The sequence below is a fragment of the Streptomyces sp. NPDC005566 genome, from assembly GCF_040605575.1.
Taxonomy (GTDB): Bacteria; Actinomycetota; Actinomycetes; order Streptomycetales; family Streptomycetaceae; genus Streptomyces.
Genome location: NZ_JBEXDB010000030.1, coordinates 25057 through 39343 on the forward strand (window position 1 = coordinate 25057; position 14287 = coordinate 39343).

A 14287-nucleotide genomic window follows, 5' to 3' on the forward strand; every position below is an offset into this window, starting at 1 on the left:
CGGGCAGATCTCTGGTTCGCCAGCTGGTGAAGCGAAGGTTTATCAGCGGCGGTCGAGTCGCGTCAACGGTGGGTCAAACCGCGTGTGGGCTGCGGGAATGCAAGAAGGGCCCACACCGTGGGAACGGTGCGGGCCCTCATTGGTTTAGACCTCTACTGCCTTACTGCTGAGGCGCTGGCGGCGCCTGCGGCGGGTACTGCTGCCAGCCGGCCGGCGGAACCGGACCTTGCAGTTCGGGCTGACCGGGCTGACTTGCCTGGCCATCGGCGTGCGCGGGTGCCGGAGGCGGACCGGCCGGGTTCGCGCCCGACTGAGCCTGGGAGGGCAGCGACTGCTGCCAGCCGTTCTGCTGCACGCCCGGGCCGGGGTGCGGCGGGTACGGCTGCTGGGGTGCTGCGCCCTGCTGGTGCGGAGGCTGCTGGCCGCCGTACGGCTGTTGGGGGTAGGGCTGCTGGGACTGGCCCGGCTGGGGCTGTGCGGGGTACGGCCGCGCGGGCTGTCCGGGATACGGCTGTCCGGGGTACGGCTGCTGGGGCTGCTGGGGCGCGTACTGCTGCTGGCCCGGCACCTGCTGACCGGGCGTCTGGTGGCCGGGCATCGGCGGGGCGTACTGCGGCGGCGGGTTGCTGCCGTCCGAAGTCCACAGCCCCTGCTGCTGCTGGGCCCGCTGGAAGTCCTCCGCGACGAGTGCGGAGAGGTGGAAGTACGCCTCGCGGGTCTTCGGACGCATCATGTCGAGGTCGACCTCGGCGCCCGCCGACAGGTGCTCGTCGAAGGGCACGACCACGACACCGCGGCAGCGCGTCTCGAAGTGCTGCACGATGTCATCAACCTTGATCATCTTCCCGGTCTCGCGGACTCCGGAGATGACCGTCAGGGACCGCTGGACCAGGTCCGCGTAACCGTGCGCCGAGAGCCAGTCCAGCGTGGTGGACGCGCTGGACGCACCGTCGACGGACGGCGTGGAAATGATGATCAGCTGATCGGCGAGATCCAGCACGCCGCGCATCGCGCTGTAGAGCAGGCCGGTGCCCGAGTCGGTGAGGATGATGGGGTACTGCTTGCCGAGCACCTCGATCGCCCGGCGGTAGTCCTCGTCGTTGAAGGCGGTGGAGACTGCCGGGTCCACGTCGTTGGCGATGATCTCCAGACCGGAGGGCGCCTGCGAGGTGAAGCGGCGGATGTCCATGTACGAGTTGAGATACGGGATCGCCTGGACCAGGTCACGGATGGTGGCCCCGGTCTCGCGGCGCACCCGTCGGCCGAGCGTACCGGCGTCCGGGTTGGCGTCGATGGCGAGGATCTTGTCCTGCCGCTCGGTGGCCAGGGTCGAGCCGAGCGCGGTGGTCGTCGTGGTCTTGCCGACGCCCCCCTTGAGGCTGATGACCGCGATCCGGTAGCAGGAAAGCACCGGCGTGCGGATCAGGTCCAGCTTGCGCTGACGCTCGAGCTCCTCCTTCTTGCCGCCCAGCTTGAAGCGGGCGGCGCTGGAGGGGTTGCGGCTGCTCTTGGCCTTCTGCTTGCCCCGGACCAGCCGGTCGGAGGAGAGCTCCACGGCGGCCGTGTAACCGAGCGGGGCGCCGGGCACGGAGCGCTCGCGCTGGTCGTGGGTGACCGGTGTGGGCCAGGCTGCTCCGGCGCGCGGGTCGACGGGCGGGGCCTGGGGGCCGGGCTGCTGTGGCTGGTACGCCTGAGGCTGTGGCTGGTAGGGCTCGGGCGGCTGGGGGGTCACCTGGGCCGGCAGGTTCGGGGTGCCGTGGACCGGCTGCTGCGGGATCTGGGGGTGCTGGGGAACCTGCGGCGGGAGAGGGGCGCTCTGTGCAGGGAACTGCTGCGGGCGGGGGGCCTGGGGCGCTTGGAGTGCCTGAGGTGCTGGGGGCGCCTGGGGCGGGAATCCGTAGCCTCCCTGGGCTGCTCGGGCCTCGCCCTGGCCCGGGGGCAGTTGGGGTGCGCCGTGTCCCGGATACTGCTGCTGCGGCGCCTGGGGGAACCCGTAACCGCCCTGTGGCGCCTGGGCGTTGTGCTGAACCGGCTGAACCGGCTGAACCGGCTGAACCGGCTGAAGGGGCTGAACCGGCTGAGCGGGCTGAACCGGCTGAGCGGGCTGGTGGGGTGCGGGCGGCTGCGGGAACCCGTATCCGCCGGGCGCCTCGTCGGCGGGCGCGGGTGCAGGTGTCTGCGCAGGCCACTGCGACCCCGGCTGGGGTGTGCCGGGCTGCGGTGCGGCGGGCTGGAACGCGGGCGGCAGCGGCGGGAGGGCGCCCTGCGCGGGCGGTACGGGGGACCAGGGAGCCGGCACGTTCGACGGCGGGGCGTCCTGGGGTTCGGCGGGTTCGGCGGCGGGGGACCGGACGTCCTCGGGCACCGCGTCCGTTACGGCGTCCGCGGGCCCCTCGGCCTGTGCGCGATCCGTCGTCGGTACGTCGTCGGCGGCGGACGTGGAGTCCGCGACGGGGACCGGGTCCGCGTCCGGGCCCGACGAGGCGACGGTAGCCGGGGCGGACGCGCCAGCACCTGGCTCCACGTACTCCTCGGAGTCACCCGTGCCTGTCCCGCTCACCGGAGCGGACGGCTCCGCGGTGAGGTGCCCGGAGTCGTCTCCGGACCCGTTCGCCGAGTCCGTCGAGTCGGCCGAGTCCACTGATTCCGCCGAGACAGCGGGAGCCATGGGCTCCGCAGGATCGCCGGAGCCCGCGGCGTGGGAAGCGCCGGAGGCGGCGGCTTCGGCCTCGGCTGCCGCCTCGCGCTCCGCGATCTCCCGCTTCAGCGAAGCGGCGGAGAACCGCATCGTCGAACCGCTCTCCAAGTCGCCGCTCCCGAACGGGTCCGGGGCACCGCTCGCGGCATCCGTACCTTCGGGGCCCGCCGGAGCGGAGGCGGAAACCACCGGACCGGGCTCGGAGGCCGAGGGGGACGGTGCGGGCGCCGTGGCCGGCGCGGGCCCGGCCGGCGCGGGCGGACCCGGCGACCAGTTGGGCTCGAATCCGCCGCCGGCCGGCAGTCCGGGCACGGACACCGGGGCCCCCTGCGGCGGGGGAGGCGGCGCCAGGTGCGACCCCGCCCCGCCGGACGAGTCACCCGCCGCGTTCTGGGTGTACCAGGCGGGCGGGGTGTAGTCGATGGTGAACTCACCCGTCATCTCGGCGGGCTCCGCGTCGGACGACTCGTCGACGGGTGTGTTCCATCCCCCGCGGATCTCGTCCCGATCGCCGTTCACTTTGCCTCCTGGTGTGGTCGAGCACCCTTGTGCCGTGGTGGGTGGGGGCGACCGTTCCCGTTGTCCGATCCGCCCGGCTCTCCCCCTTGCGACGCGCAGTGCCTGCCCTCAGGTTCCTCTGTCACGCCCCCACCCACCCTAATCGCCATCGGGCGCACTACGGCAGGCCGTACCGCACGGGAAGAACTGTCCGGTAGGTCACGCCCCGCCATCAAGTGAAACAAGTACGGCGGAAAGCGAAGGAAGAAGCCGTCCAATCGGCACACAACAGGACAAGGATCGACGTGGTGAGAAGGTCGCGGCCCGGTCCGGACCGCCACCCCCACCCGCGCCGTCGCCTACGTGAGGTCGAACTCACCGTCCCGTGCGCCCAGCACGAAAGCGCGCCACTCGGCTTCCGTGTACCGAAGCACGGTCTCCGGATCCAGCGAGGAGCGCATCGCGACCGCACCCTTCGGGAGGTACGCGATCTCGACCCGTTCCTCGACTTTCTCGGTGCCGGGTGCGCTCAGCCACTCCACATCCGAGATATCGAGAGCGTAGAGCTCGTCCTTTTCCTGCTGGGTGCCCATGTGCACGTCCCTTCGGTCGAACGGTGTCGTTCCCTCGCCATGATCCTGAAAAGCGGCGACCGAGGGGTGCGAACGAGACAGGAATCAGTCCATCCTGCGAGCCGTGCCCAGCAGCCCGCTCTCCACGTCCGTCGCGCTGGTCATCACCCAGTGGCGTTCGCGGCCCGCCACCCAGAGCGTGACACCGTCCGCCAGGGTGGGCAGGGCCTCGCTCTCGGTGCGTGCGAGCCCCAGAATCCTGCCGATCTGCTCCGCCTCGGCCGGCGAGACCCGCTGGATGCCCACGAGCGTCGACGCACGCAGCAACCGGGGTGCCACGGGGCTCAGATAGGGCAGCAGCGTCAGCACCGACTGCCACGGCGAGGACACCACACGGCCACGCGGCGGGCGCATTCCGCAGTCGCGCACGACAACCACCGGACTGCCCACGGTCGCTCCGGTCGGCGGGACCTGGCCCACGTCATGCAGGGAGATGCACTCGAGACCGGCACCCGCGGCCTGCGCCAGCGTGGTCCACGCCTGGGTGCGTCCCGTCTCGACCGCAACCCGCGCACCGGTACCCGCTGCGCGGAGTGCCAGCACCTGCGCGGTCCACAGACCGCCGATCAACAGGACGTCGTACGGTGCCGGCCGATGGAACCCGATCATCTGCGGGCGCCCCTCGGCGTCGTCGCCGATGATCACCCCGTCGTCGCCCACCGGCAACGCCAGCGCACCCAGGTGGTCCGACGCCAGGGTGTGGCCGGCATGACGGGGCCCCAGCAGCCCTCGCCTCGGAGCGATGTGCTTCGTCACTGCGCGCCTCCCAGCGGGAGCGTGGCCAGGACACCTGGCAGCTGTTCACGGTCCAGCCGGACGAGGCCGACGCCCGCGTGCCGTGCGGCTTGCTCCAATGTCCTTCGGACCCCGACCAGTTCGGTGTCGGAGCCGCCGGTGATCCGTACGTGGCCGCGTACGGACACATGACCCTGGTGCGTACCGCGGCGCACCGTCAGGCTGAAGGTCGTCGCATAGGCCGGAACGGAGGTCAGCAGCGAGACGAGCCGCGGCAGCGGAGTGGCTCCGCGGCCCAGTTCGGGCCACCGGTCCACGGCATAGGTGGTGTGCCAGCGGTCGTCGCAGCGCCAGACCCGCGGTGTCTCCATCGTCCGTCGCTGCGGTGCAGCGTCCGGTCTGCCCGCACGGGCCGACAGGATGGGGCTGGCACAAGCGGACGTCGCCACGGCGGAGTTCAGCTCCTCCTGGTCCAGTACCGAGGCCCGGAACCCGGCGCCTGTGATACGGCTCGCCACGTGGTCCGCGGCCCGCACCAGACAGCGCTGCGCTCCTCCGATTCCGCCACCGCGTGCCTCCACGGCCTCCCGGCACAGTTCCGGATCCAGCTTCACAGCCACCCAGGTCATCCGCAGCGCGGGCGCCCCGGTCCGGTCCTGGAGGGGGCCGTACGAGAGCCGGGCCACCGACCGCTCCGGCAGGTGCGGCGCCGGAGCGGGGCGCACCTGCTGCACGAGCTGCGCGGACTCCAGCACGATGTCGTCCACCGAGAGCGCGTCGCCCAGGAGGGACAGCGGAAGCGACCGGGCACCCATCGCCTGGCGCAGCGATTCACCGCTCGCCTCGACCCGTACGACGGCGGTCAGGAAGGTGCCGTCCCCGACCATGCCCACCGTGCGGCGGGCGCCGTCCACATAGATGTAAGGAGCGAATCCCGGCACGTTCTCCGCGACCGGAGCCAGCTGCGGCTCCGTCTCGGCGGGGGGCGCCGCGGCGGTCCGTCTGCGATGGCGGAGGGACGACACGGTCGAAAGCCAGTCCTGCACGGCCCGGCCCCGACGGCGTACCACCGCGAGAAGAATCAGCAGACAGGCGATCACGCCGGCAGGGATCAGCCACGCGCCGCCGAGCGCTGCACCCACGACGGCGACCGCCAGGGCGGCCTCGACGAGCACCATCTGCCGCAGCGCGGGCCCGACTCGGCCGGTTCTGGAGATCGAGTGGAGAGTGGTCGCCGCGGGGGCGTCCGCCGACTGATGGGGCGCTGTGCCGTCCGACCCGTTGCTCCGTTGCCGCCGGGAAGGGCCGGGCGTTCGTTGGGCAGACCGCCTCGTGCGCTCCCCCGTCGCTGCACCCATCGCCGCGTTGCCCCCTCGTGTCCGTATTCACCGTTTTTTTCACGGGCGTTGATCGGGCGATCACCCTACCTGAGCAGTGAGAGCCAAGTACCAACAGGCATAGTAGGGGTCCCGGTCGGCGGCAGCGGTCCACGGCGGGTGTGGGAACCTGGTCGCCCACTGGGGAGAAGGGGCAGCGCGCACATGGCATCACGGCGGGACGAACTCAATGCCTACACCTTCGCGAAGCGGAGGTTGGTCGCACAGTTCCTGCAGCCCCACCCGTCCGGCTCGGAGGAGGGCGCACCTCGCCCACTTCGCGCGGTGGTGCCCGGAGTGATCGTCGGCGCGGTCGTCCTCGCGGTGTTCGGAGCATGGGGGATGTTCAAGCCCGTGGCACCCCAGAAATGGGACACCCCCTACGAGAACGTCATCATCGCCAGCAAGTCCACGACCCGCTACGTGGTGTTGAAGACCGATGGCAAGACGCAGCTCCACCCGGTGCTGAACATGTCCAGCGCCAAGCTCCTCCTCGCCCCGGACAAGGGCACCGTCATCAACGTCGACGAATCGGTCCTCGACAACGGCAAGATCCCGCACGGGGCGACCCTCGGCATCCCGTACGCGCCGGACCGGCTGCCCGACAAGAACGAAGCCGGCTCCATGAAGCGCTGGGCGGTCTGCGAGCGGCCCGGAGAGGGCGGCAGGGCCATCCAGAAGGCGGCGTTCCTCTTCGCCGAGCGCGAGCAGAAGAAGACCGACGGGGCGGGCAAGCTGCAGGGCGGCGAGCTGATGTACGTCGAGGGCCCGGGACCGGACAGGACCCGCTACATCGCCGACGCCACGGGCACGGCGTACGCGGTGGAGAAGGACGAGCTGCTGCTGCGCACCCTGGTCGGCCAGGACCGCGAACCCCAGCGGGTGTCAGCCGACTGGCTGGAGACGCTGCACAAGGGGGACGAGGTCACCTTCCCGGCCATCGAGGGAACCCCCGGTTCCGACGCGGGCGTTCCGGGCAAGCTGCAGCCCGGGGACAACAAGGTGGGCATGGTCCTCGCAGCGACCTCCGGCACGAGGACCCAGCAGTACGTGGTCCTGCGGGGCAGGGTCGCCCCGGTGTCCGACTTCGTCGCCAAGCTCCTGCTCAGCAGCCGCGCCCTGGTCAACCTCGGTCAGGACGGCAAGGCGAAGCACGTCAGCGCCGGCGCGTTCGAGCCCGGAGCGGCGTTCGGACAGGAGCTTGACTGGCCCACGAGCGAGCCGACACCCGTCAACTCCGCGAGCACGGAGAGCGGAAGCCGCAACACCGTGTGCAACGTCCTGCGCGGCGTCTCGGACAAGAACGGTGCCAGCACGCTCAGCACCTGGGCGGGCACGGGCTTTCCCGCCACGCTCCCCTCCGGCTCCAGCAGCGCCTACGTCACCCCCGGATCCGGCCTGCTCTTCCGACAGTTCAAGGGCTCCAGCCCGGACTCCGGTCCGCTCTTCCTGGTGACCGACACCGGGCTGCGCTATGCCATGCAGTCCAACGGCGACAGCGTGCAGGACGACTCCGGCATCGGTGAGTCCGGTACGAAGGAGGAGAAGCAGAGGCAGCAGGAGGCGCAGCAGGCGCAGAACCGGCTCGGGTACAAGGACGTGGACCCCGCACCCGTTCCCGCCGCATGGTCCACCTTCCTGCCGACGGGCCCCCGGTTGTCGACCGGTGCCGCCCGCCAGCCGCAGGGTTCGTGAGGAGCGGCCACGTGACCACGCACCTCTCCTGCCGCCGGCGCCTGCTGACAGCCGCGGCCGCCACCGCCGTAATCCTCGTCACGCTGCCGGCGCTGCCCGCGGCGGCGGACGACTCCACCCAGTGCACCTTCCCTTCGAAGAAGTACGCGGGCCGTCCCTGGGCACTGCAGCGTGTGCTGATGGACGAACTCTGGGAGCAGTCCACCGGCAAAGGCGTACGGGTGGCGGTCATCGACACCGGCGTCGACGTGAAGAACCCTCAGCTCACGAAAGCCGTGGACACCGGGAGCGGCCGCAACCTCCTCGACAAGAACCTCAAGGACGAGAACGGCAACACGCTCGAGCGCGGCAAGGAGAACGGCACCACCGACGTCGTCGGCCACGGCACCAAGGTCGCCGGCATCATCGCCGCACGCGAGGTGAAGGGCACGGGCTTCACCGGCCTGGCGCCGGACGCGACGATCATCCCGATCCAGCAGAACGACGCCGAGGGCCACGGGACCGCGGAAACCCTGGCTGCCGCCATCCGTTACGCCGCCGACCAGGCGGACGCGGACGTCATCAACATCTCCCAGGACACCGCGAACGCGGTGAAGCCCACGGCCCGCCTCGAGCAGGCCGTGAACGCCGCCCTGGCCAAGGAGATCGTCATCGTCGCCTCCGCCGGCAACGACGGGCTGGGCGGCAACGTCAAGGAGACCTACCCCGCCTCGTACGACGGTGTCCTGGCCGTGGCCGCGTCGGACCGCAACAACGAACGGGCCGCTTTCTCCCAGTCCGGCGAATTCGTGGGCGTCGCGGCCCCCGGCGTCGACATGATCTCGACGGTTCCCGGCGGGGGGCACTGCGCCGACAACGGCACCAGTTTCTCGGCCCCGTACGTCGCGGGAGTCGCCGCCCTCATCCGGGCCAAGCACAAGGACTGGACACAGGCGCAGATCGTCGCCCAGATCGAGCAGACGGCGGAACGCTCGATCGCCGGCCACGACCGCTTGGTCGGCTGGGGCGTCGTCGACCCGGTGCGCGCCCTGACGGAGGACGACAAACCCATCGAGAAGCCGGTGGCACACGAGGGCGTGAGCAAGGGCAAGGCCCCCGTCCCTGCCGCGCTCCACCTGGGCGAGACGGCCGACGAACGCAACGCCCGGCTGGCGACCTACGTCGTGGTGGGCGGGGGAGTCCTGGTCGCGGCCATCGCGGGTGCGGCAGTTGCCGTGCGCGACCGACGACGACGGCAGGGCCGACAGGGCGCCATGTGATGCCCGATCTGCAGGTTGTGTGAGGGAAGTTACCTGATGGACAAGACAGTTGGACCTGTCAGTGCCATTGGCTAGAGTGATGTTGTGGGGCCAGTGCTGTTCACGCGGGTGCGATAGCAACGCGAAACGGACTGAGCAAACGGGGAATCGGGGAAGGGCAGCAACGTGAGCGAAGGCAACGGGGATCTCCGTCGTGGGGTAGGAGCCCTCGAGCAGTTCCAGAAGCGTGTGAACGCGTTGCTGACGGACCTGGAAGGCTCGGCAGCCGGCAAGTCGAAGGTTGCGGCACAGACGGTGTCGCGTACCTCCTTGAGTGGCCAGAACGCATGCTTCGCGGAAGCGGATGGGCTCTACAGCCAGTACAACCGGGTCCACGAGTCGCTCGTCACACTCTCGAAGTCACTGGGCGACCAGATCGAGTACCTGAGCCTCGGCGTGCACGCGGCGGCCGTCGGCTTCGACAACGTGGACGACGACACGCGGCGGCGGTTCTACGAGATCCAGACTCGCCTGGACACGGAGCGCGAGAGGGCGCAGGCCGAGAAGACGGCCAAGCCTGAGCAGAACGCTGACAAGCAGTACGACGCGGGATGGGCAGCCGAATGAGCGAACCGAAGAAGCCGGAACCGGGTTCCGAGGCACAGCCGGAACTGACTCCCGCGGAACAGGCGCAACAGGACCAGGAACGCATCCAGGGACAGCTGGTCGTCACGGATGTCACTCGCCAGATGCAGGACGTGATGGAGGCGTTCGGCTTCGGGGGCTCCGGCTCCTCGGGCCGGACCTCCTTCGAGGGCCACGAGCTCAACTCGATGATCGACCTGATCGAGAACTCCAACCCGGAGCACCTCGAGGAGGCGGGCCAGGCACTCCTGAAGGCAAGGACCGCGATCAACGACGCGGCGAAGGAGCTGGGCGACTTCATCAAGGCCGTCGACTGGGAGGGCGAGTCGGGCACCGCCTTCCGCGACTGGGGCAGCGGCTTGGTCGCCCACGCCACGAAGCTGGGCGAGTTCGCGCAGACCGCCGGCACGCAGATCACGGTCGCGGGCACGGGCCTCGCCTCGGTACGCAACTCCCTCCCGCCCCGCGACAGCCGCCTCATCCGCAAGTCCCCCGACGAGATCGAGAGCCCGGCGCGTATTGAGGGGAACCCGGAATACGCGGCGGCGCTGAAGGTCGAGAAGGACCGCCAGGAGGCCATCAACCAGGCGAACCGGCTGGCGTCGTACTACGCGGTCTCGGAGGAGACGCTGGCGGCGCAGGAGCCGCCGCGGTTCGATAAGAAGCTTGACGTTGCGATGCCCAGGCCATCAGGCAGGATTCGTGAGGATGCGGGGTCAGGATCGTCGACCGGCCCTGAGTCTGCAGGCAGCGGACGCTCACAGGGCGTGCCAGACCACGCGGCGACCGGCAGCCAGGGGTCTGTTGTAAGTAGCCATGGCTATGAAGCACCCGCAGCGGTGGCTCCTGTCCCGGACACGAGTATCTCTACGGAGATCAACAGTGTGGCCACACCACCAGCCCCTGTGACCTCTACGGGGCCCGCTCCAACTCCCGCGCCCACGGGTCCTGTCGGCCCGGCGGGGGGTCCGAATCTGGCTCCGCCCATGGCGACCGGCTTCGTGAACCCGGTGACCAGCAGCTCCCGGGTGCCCCAGGCAGCAACAGGCGCGCCCAAAGCAGTTGGCCAGACCGGATTCGGCGGGCCAAGAGCGAGTGGTCCCACGGTCGGTGGCCCCGCGGCGAACGGTCGTACCGGACCCCCCGTTGGGCGTCCTGCACCCATGAGCGCGAGCCCGACATCCGGACGTGGAGGACCGCAGCCCCCCACTGCCGGTCGGTCTGGTGTCACTGGCGGCAGGCCCATGGCTGCAGGACCCGCAAGCACCTCTGGAGCTACCGGCCCGCGCGCCGGCCGAGCAGCAACCGGCATCGTCGGCGGGACCCCGCAGCGTGCGGTTCCGGGTGGGCCTACGCCTGGGGGCGGCCGTGGTGTCTCGCGCGGCACGGTCATCGGAGCTGGGGGAGCGGCACGACCGAGCGGCCCGGTCGGCGGCGTCGGCCAGCGCGGTGTCGTCGGAGCCGGTGGAGCAAGCAGTGCCCCCCGCCCGGGTGGGCGAGGTACTCCCAGCACCAACGGAGTTGTGGGCACACCCCGGGGCGGCGATGCGGGATCTGGTGCGGGTTCGAAGGGTTTCACGGCAGGCGGCGCAGGCCTTGTGCGTGGCCCAGCAGGTCGGAGGGCCTCCGAGGATGAGGACCAGGACGGCGGCACACCGCGTCCGGACTACCTGACGGAAGACAGAGAGACGTGGGAGGCCGGCCGGCGTGGAGTCGCACCGCCGGTGATCGAGTAGGGACAGGGAAGGTTCGGAAGTCAGGATGACAGCAGGAATGAGCCAGACCCGGAAGCGCCGTACGCCTCTCGGATGGAGAGGGCGCCTGCTCGGCACGATGGCTGTGGCCGCTGCCTGGAGTGTGGGGTTCGCGGGTGCCGTGCCCTCCGCCATGGCGGCGGACGTGCAATCGAAGCAGTGGTACCTCAGCGCGATGCAGGCCGAGGAGATGTGGAAAACAACCACGGGTGAAGGCATCAAGGTTGCTGTCATCGACACAGGGGTCAATTCATCGACGCCGTCTCTTGAGGGTCAGGTTCTGAAAGGGCTTGACGCCACGGGCGTGGAAGGGGATGAGACCGACGATTACAACGGCCATGGCACAACCATGGCGGAGTTGATCGCTGGTACGGGCCGTGGTGGGGGCCTGAAGGGTCTTGCTCCAGGGGCGAAGATCATCCCGATGAGAGTCGCTGACGCCGAATGGCAGACCAAAAAGCCCCCGAATGCGTCCGATACGACGGATGCGATTCGGGCTGCCGCCGACAGTGATGCGAAGATCATCAGTATGTCGTTCGGTAACGACTTTGCGTTGGATCGCGAAGAAGAAGCAGTAAAATACGCCCAAAGCAAGGGGAAGCTGTTCTTCGCCGCTGTCGGTAATGAGGCCAAGAAGGGTAACCCGGAGAGTTATCCGGCTGCATACCCTGAGGTCGTAGGTGTTTCTTCGGCTGACCGTAAAGGAAAGGTAGCCGAGTACTCCCAGAATGGGAGCACTGTCGATATCGCTGCTCCCGGTAGTGACATCCCTTACTGGTGTGACGAGACCTTCCAAAATTACTGTGACGGAGGCGACGGAACCAGTGCAGCAACCGCCATCGCCTCCGCCTCCGCAGCCCTGGTGTGGTCCGCTCACCCGGAATGGACTGCGAACCAGGTCCTCAACGTACTTTTTGACACCGCCGGCCGGGACTGGGAAAAGGGCACGCTCAGCAAGTACCTCGGCCACGGCCTGATCCGCCCCTCCATGAACATCCTGAAGGGCAAGGGCGCCCCTGGCGCGGCGGACATCAGCCCTCTCACCAAGGAGAAGACGTCCGGTTCCGCGGGCTCAGCCGTCCCGTCCGCATCAGCTTCGTCACAGCTTGAGAAGAATGAAAAGGCTGACGACGCTGCCCTGGCAGGCTCCAGCACCGAGAAGGACGACGACAGCCAACTGGGCCTGATTCTCGGCGGAGTGGCAGTCGTACTCGTGCTCGGCGGCGGCGCTTTCGCGCTCGCGCGCAAGCGCCGTACCGCCTGACTGACCGTAGTTCCTCATACGCACCGCCCGGCGGTATTGCCGGGTCGAACAGAGAACCAGGAAGGAAGCCAGAACCATGGCAGATCAGAAGCTTTCAGATGACAGTCTCCTCAAGCTCGAGGGCGAGCTCGCCAAGCGGTTCGAGTCCGTCAGGGGCCAGCTGAAGACGCTGCAGGCGACGATCGACAGCCTGGAAGGCGCGTGGAAGGGTATCGGCGCCACGGCCTTCAACGCCAAGCAGGCTGATATCAACCTCAAGATGGGCAACATCGCTACCCGGTTGGTCAACTTCCAGGAAGCGATCAAGGCGGCCCGGACCATCTCGGGCAACACCGAGGACGAGATCAAGCAGGCCCTCCAGGGCGTGGACGTCGTCGAGGGTCACTCCGGGGGCACCGAGGCCAGGACCTCGGCAATGAACAAGTTCTGACCCTTGCCCTACCCGTACCTCGTACGGGCCATCACACCTAACTAGATTGAACTGGAGGACCGTATGTCGACCAACGACGGCACGATGGTTGTCACTTACGCGAGCCTGGAACTGGCCGCAGCGGACATCGACAGGCAGGGCAGGCAGCTTCAGGAGGACCTCGCCTCCATCAAGCGGATGGTTGCCAGCGTTTCCGAGCTCTGGGTGGGCGAGGCCAAGTCGGCGTACGACACCGCGCAGGCCGGCTGGGACCGCGACGCCACCGGGATTCAGACGGCCCTTGCCGAGATCTCTCGCAAGGTGCGCGACGCCGGTACCGCCTACCAGGCCGGTGACAAGCGGGCGCGGGCCAACTTCGAGTAGGACTCGCTGCAGAGAACAAACAGGTCAGGGTGGGCACGCACGGGAGGTGCCCACCCTGACCTGTGTCGTGAGGCCGCCCTCCGGCGGTGCCCCTGCGGGAAGGGCCGCGGGGTTCTCCGGACTGCGGGGCGATTCGGTGGTGATCAGTCGTCGGTGGCGCGGATTCAGGAGTGGCAGTCCGCGATCCAACGGCGGAGTCCAGGGCCGACGTCGCTAGCTCCGCTCGAAATGTGACGGACAACCGCGTCCCAGCCGCCCACGCCTCTCCTGGCAGCGCTGGAAAGCGACGCTGAGAGGGAAGAATCGCACTCAGCACTCGCCCCTGCGGCTCGTCACCGCGAAGTCGTAGTTCGGGACTGTCACGGAGCCGGGATTGCCTGCTATCCCAGGGGGCTCATAGTCCCCGTCCTTCGACCGCGTGCGTACGACGTGCAGGCAGAACGCTGCGTCGGCGCCGGAAGCCTTGACCGTGTAGTCGGCGTCGGAGGGCTTGTTCGAGGGTGTGGGGCCGGCGTCCACGCCGCTCTGCGGGGCGCCACCGCCACCGTTCTCGACGACCTCTTCCTCGATCATGGTCGCGAATTCCTCATCGAATCCGCTGTCGTCACCGAAGATGTCGCCAAAGCGCGAAGTGCCGTCCAGCTCTGCCGTGGCCTGGCTGACCGCACTGGCCAGTTCGTCATCGCTCCACTCCGCATCGGCGACCACGGCCATGAACTGGAACGCCGAAAAGAGGCAGGCACCTGCCATCCCGAAGAGGACGACACGAGCGGCGATGAAGGCGGAATCGGGAAGTTCCGGTGCCGAAGGATTGAACGACCGGCGCCACCCACGGACCCGGTCCGCCTTGACGCAGCCCATGGCAACGAGTCCGGCAGCCAGCACTATGACGATCACGTTCAGGGTGTCCAACGCCTGTCTCTTTCAAATACCTAAAGCCGTGGGTGCATCCCGAGTGT

General features: G+C 69.0%; 11 protein-coding genes. 6 read left to right on the forward strand and 5 right to left on the reverse strand.

Translation table 11 applies throughout. The features are described 5' to 3' along the window. Window positions 1-160 precede the first annotated feature (160 nt). From ABZS61_RS32690 to eccE, 4 genes are all read right to left on the reverse strand, one after another. The gene (locus tag ABZS61_RS32690) at window positions 161-3217 is read right to left on the reverse strand and encodes an SCO5717 family growth-regulating ATPase (protein ID WP_356429444.1); all 3057 of its coding nucleotides are present in this window, start codon (window positions 3215-3217) and stop codon (window positions 161-163) included. A 338-nt stretch (window positions 3218-3555) separates the two neighbouring features. Beyond that, window positions 3556-3789 carry a DUF397 domain-containing protein gene (locus ABZS61_RS32695; protein WP_356429447.1) on the reverse strand — a complete coding sequence of 78 codons (234 nt, stop codon included), beginning with the start codon at window positions 3787-3789 and terminating at the stop codon, window positions 3556-3558. An 84-nt stretch (window positions 3790-3873) separates the two neighbouring features. Then, window positions 3874-4584, reverse strand: coding sequence for a hypothetical protein (locus ABZS61_RS32700; protein WP_356429450.1), 711 nt, complete (start codon window positions 4582-4584; stop codon window positions 3874-3876). Then, entirely contained in the window at window positions 4581-5921 is a 1341-nt protein-coding gene (gene eccE / locus ABZS61_RS32705) for a type VII secretion protein EccE (RefSeq protein ID WP_356429453.1), read from the reverse strand. Before eccE ends, ABZS61_RS32700 begins: the two co-directional genes overlap by 4 nt. 183 nt (window positions 5922-6104) lie before the next feature. On the opposite strand from eccE, the gene eccB reads away from it, so the two are divergent. The 6 genes from eccB to ABZS61_RS32735 all read left to right on the forward strand — a co-directional run bounded on the left by eccB (window position 6105) and on the right by ABZS61_RS32735 (window position 13328). Further along, window positions 6105-7634 (forward strand): type VII secretion protein EccB, encoded by a 1530-nt coding sequence (gene eccB, locus ABZS61_RS32710; RefSeq protein ID WP_356429456.1) that lies wholly within the window; start codon window positions 6105-6107, stop codon window positions 7632-7634. A gap of 11 nt (window positions 7635-7645) precedes the next feature. Then, the gene (mycP, locus tag ABZS61_RS32715; protein WP_356429459.1) at window positions 7646-8893 is read left to right on the forward strand and encodes a type VII secretion-associated serine protease mycosin; all 1248 of its coding nucleotides are present in this window, start codon (window positions 7646-7648) and stop codon (window positions 8891-8893) included. Window positions 8894-9058: 165 nt separating this feature from the next. Further along, window positions 9059-9499: a hypothetical protein gene (locus tag ABZS61_RS32720; protein WP_356429462.1), complete on the forward strand. Its 441-nt coding sequence runs from the start codon at window positions 9059-9061 to the stop codon at window positions 9497-9499. Window positions 9500-11278: 1779 nt separating this feature from the next. Beyond that, window positions 11279-12535, forward strand: coding sequence for a S8 family serine peptidase (locus ABZS61_RS32725; RefSeq protein ID WP_356429465.1), 1257 nt, complete (start codon window positions 11279-11281; stop codon window positions 12533-12535). A 76-nt stretch (window positions 12536-12611) separates the two neighbouring features. After that, on the forward strand, window positions 12612-12965 hold the full coding sequence (locus ABZS61_RS32730; protein ID WP_356429468.1) for a WXG100 family type VII secretion target: 354 nt from the start codon (window positions 12612-12614) through the stop codon (window positions 12963-12965). A gap of 63 nt (window positions 12966-13028) precedes the next feature. Then, the gene (locus tag ABZS61_RS32735; protein ID WP_351171188.1) at window positions 13029-13328 is read left to right on the forward strand and encodes a WXG100 family type VII secretion target; all 300 of its coding nucleotides are present in this window, start codon (window positions 13029-13031) and stop codon (window positions 13326-13328) included. Window positions 13329-13637: 309 nt separating this feature from the next. Here the strand turns inward: ABZS61_RS32735 and ABZS61_RS32740 are convergent, their stop codons facing one another. Beyond that, entirely contained in the window at window positions 13638-14240 is a 603-nt protein-coding gene (locus tag ABZS61_RS32740; protein ID WP_356429473.1) for a hypothetical protein, read from the reverse strand. Window positions 14241-14287: the final 47 nt, after the last annotated feature.

Coding starts and splice junctions, on each gene's coding strand:
- eccB (WP_356429456.1), top strand. CDS start 6,105: ATGGCATCACGGCGGGACGAACTCAATGCCTACACCTTCGCGAAGCGG.
- ABZS61_RS32695 (WP_356429447.1), bottom strand. CDS start 3,789: ATGGGCACCCAGCAGGAAAAGGACGAGCTCTACGCTCTCGATATCTCG.
- ABZS61_RS32730 (WP_356429468.1), top strand. CDS start 12,612: ATGGCAGATCAGAAGCTTTCAGATGACAGTCTCCTCAAGCTCGAGGGC.
- eccE (WP_356429453.1), bottom strand. CDS start 5,921: ATGGGTGCAGCGACGGGGGAGCGCACGAGGCGGTCTGCCCAACGAACG.
- ABZS61_RS32725 (WP_356429465.1), top strand. CDS start 11,279: ATGACAGCAGGAATGAGCCAGACCCGGAAGCGCCGTACGCCTCTCGGA.
- ABZS61_RS32735 (WP_351171188.1), top strand. CDS start 13,029: ATGTCGACCAACGACGGCACGATGGTTGTCACTTACGCGAGCCTGGAA.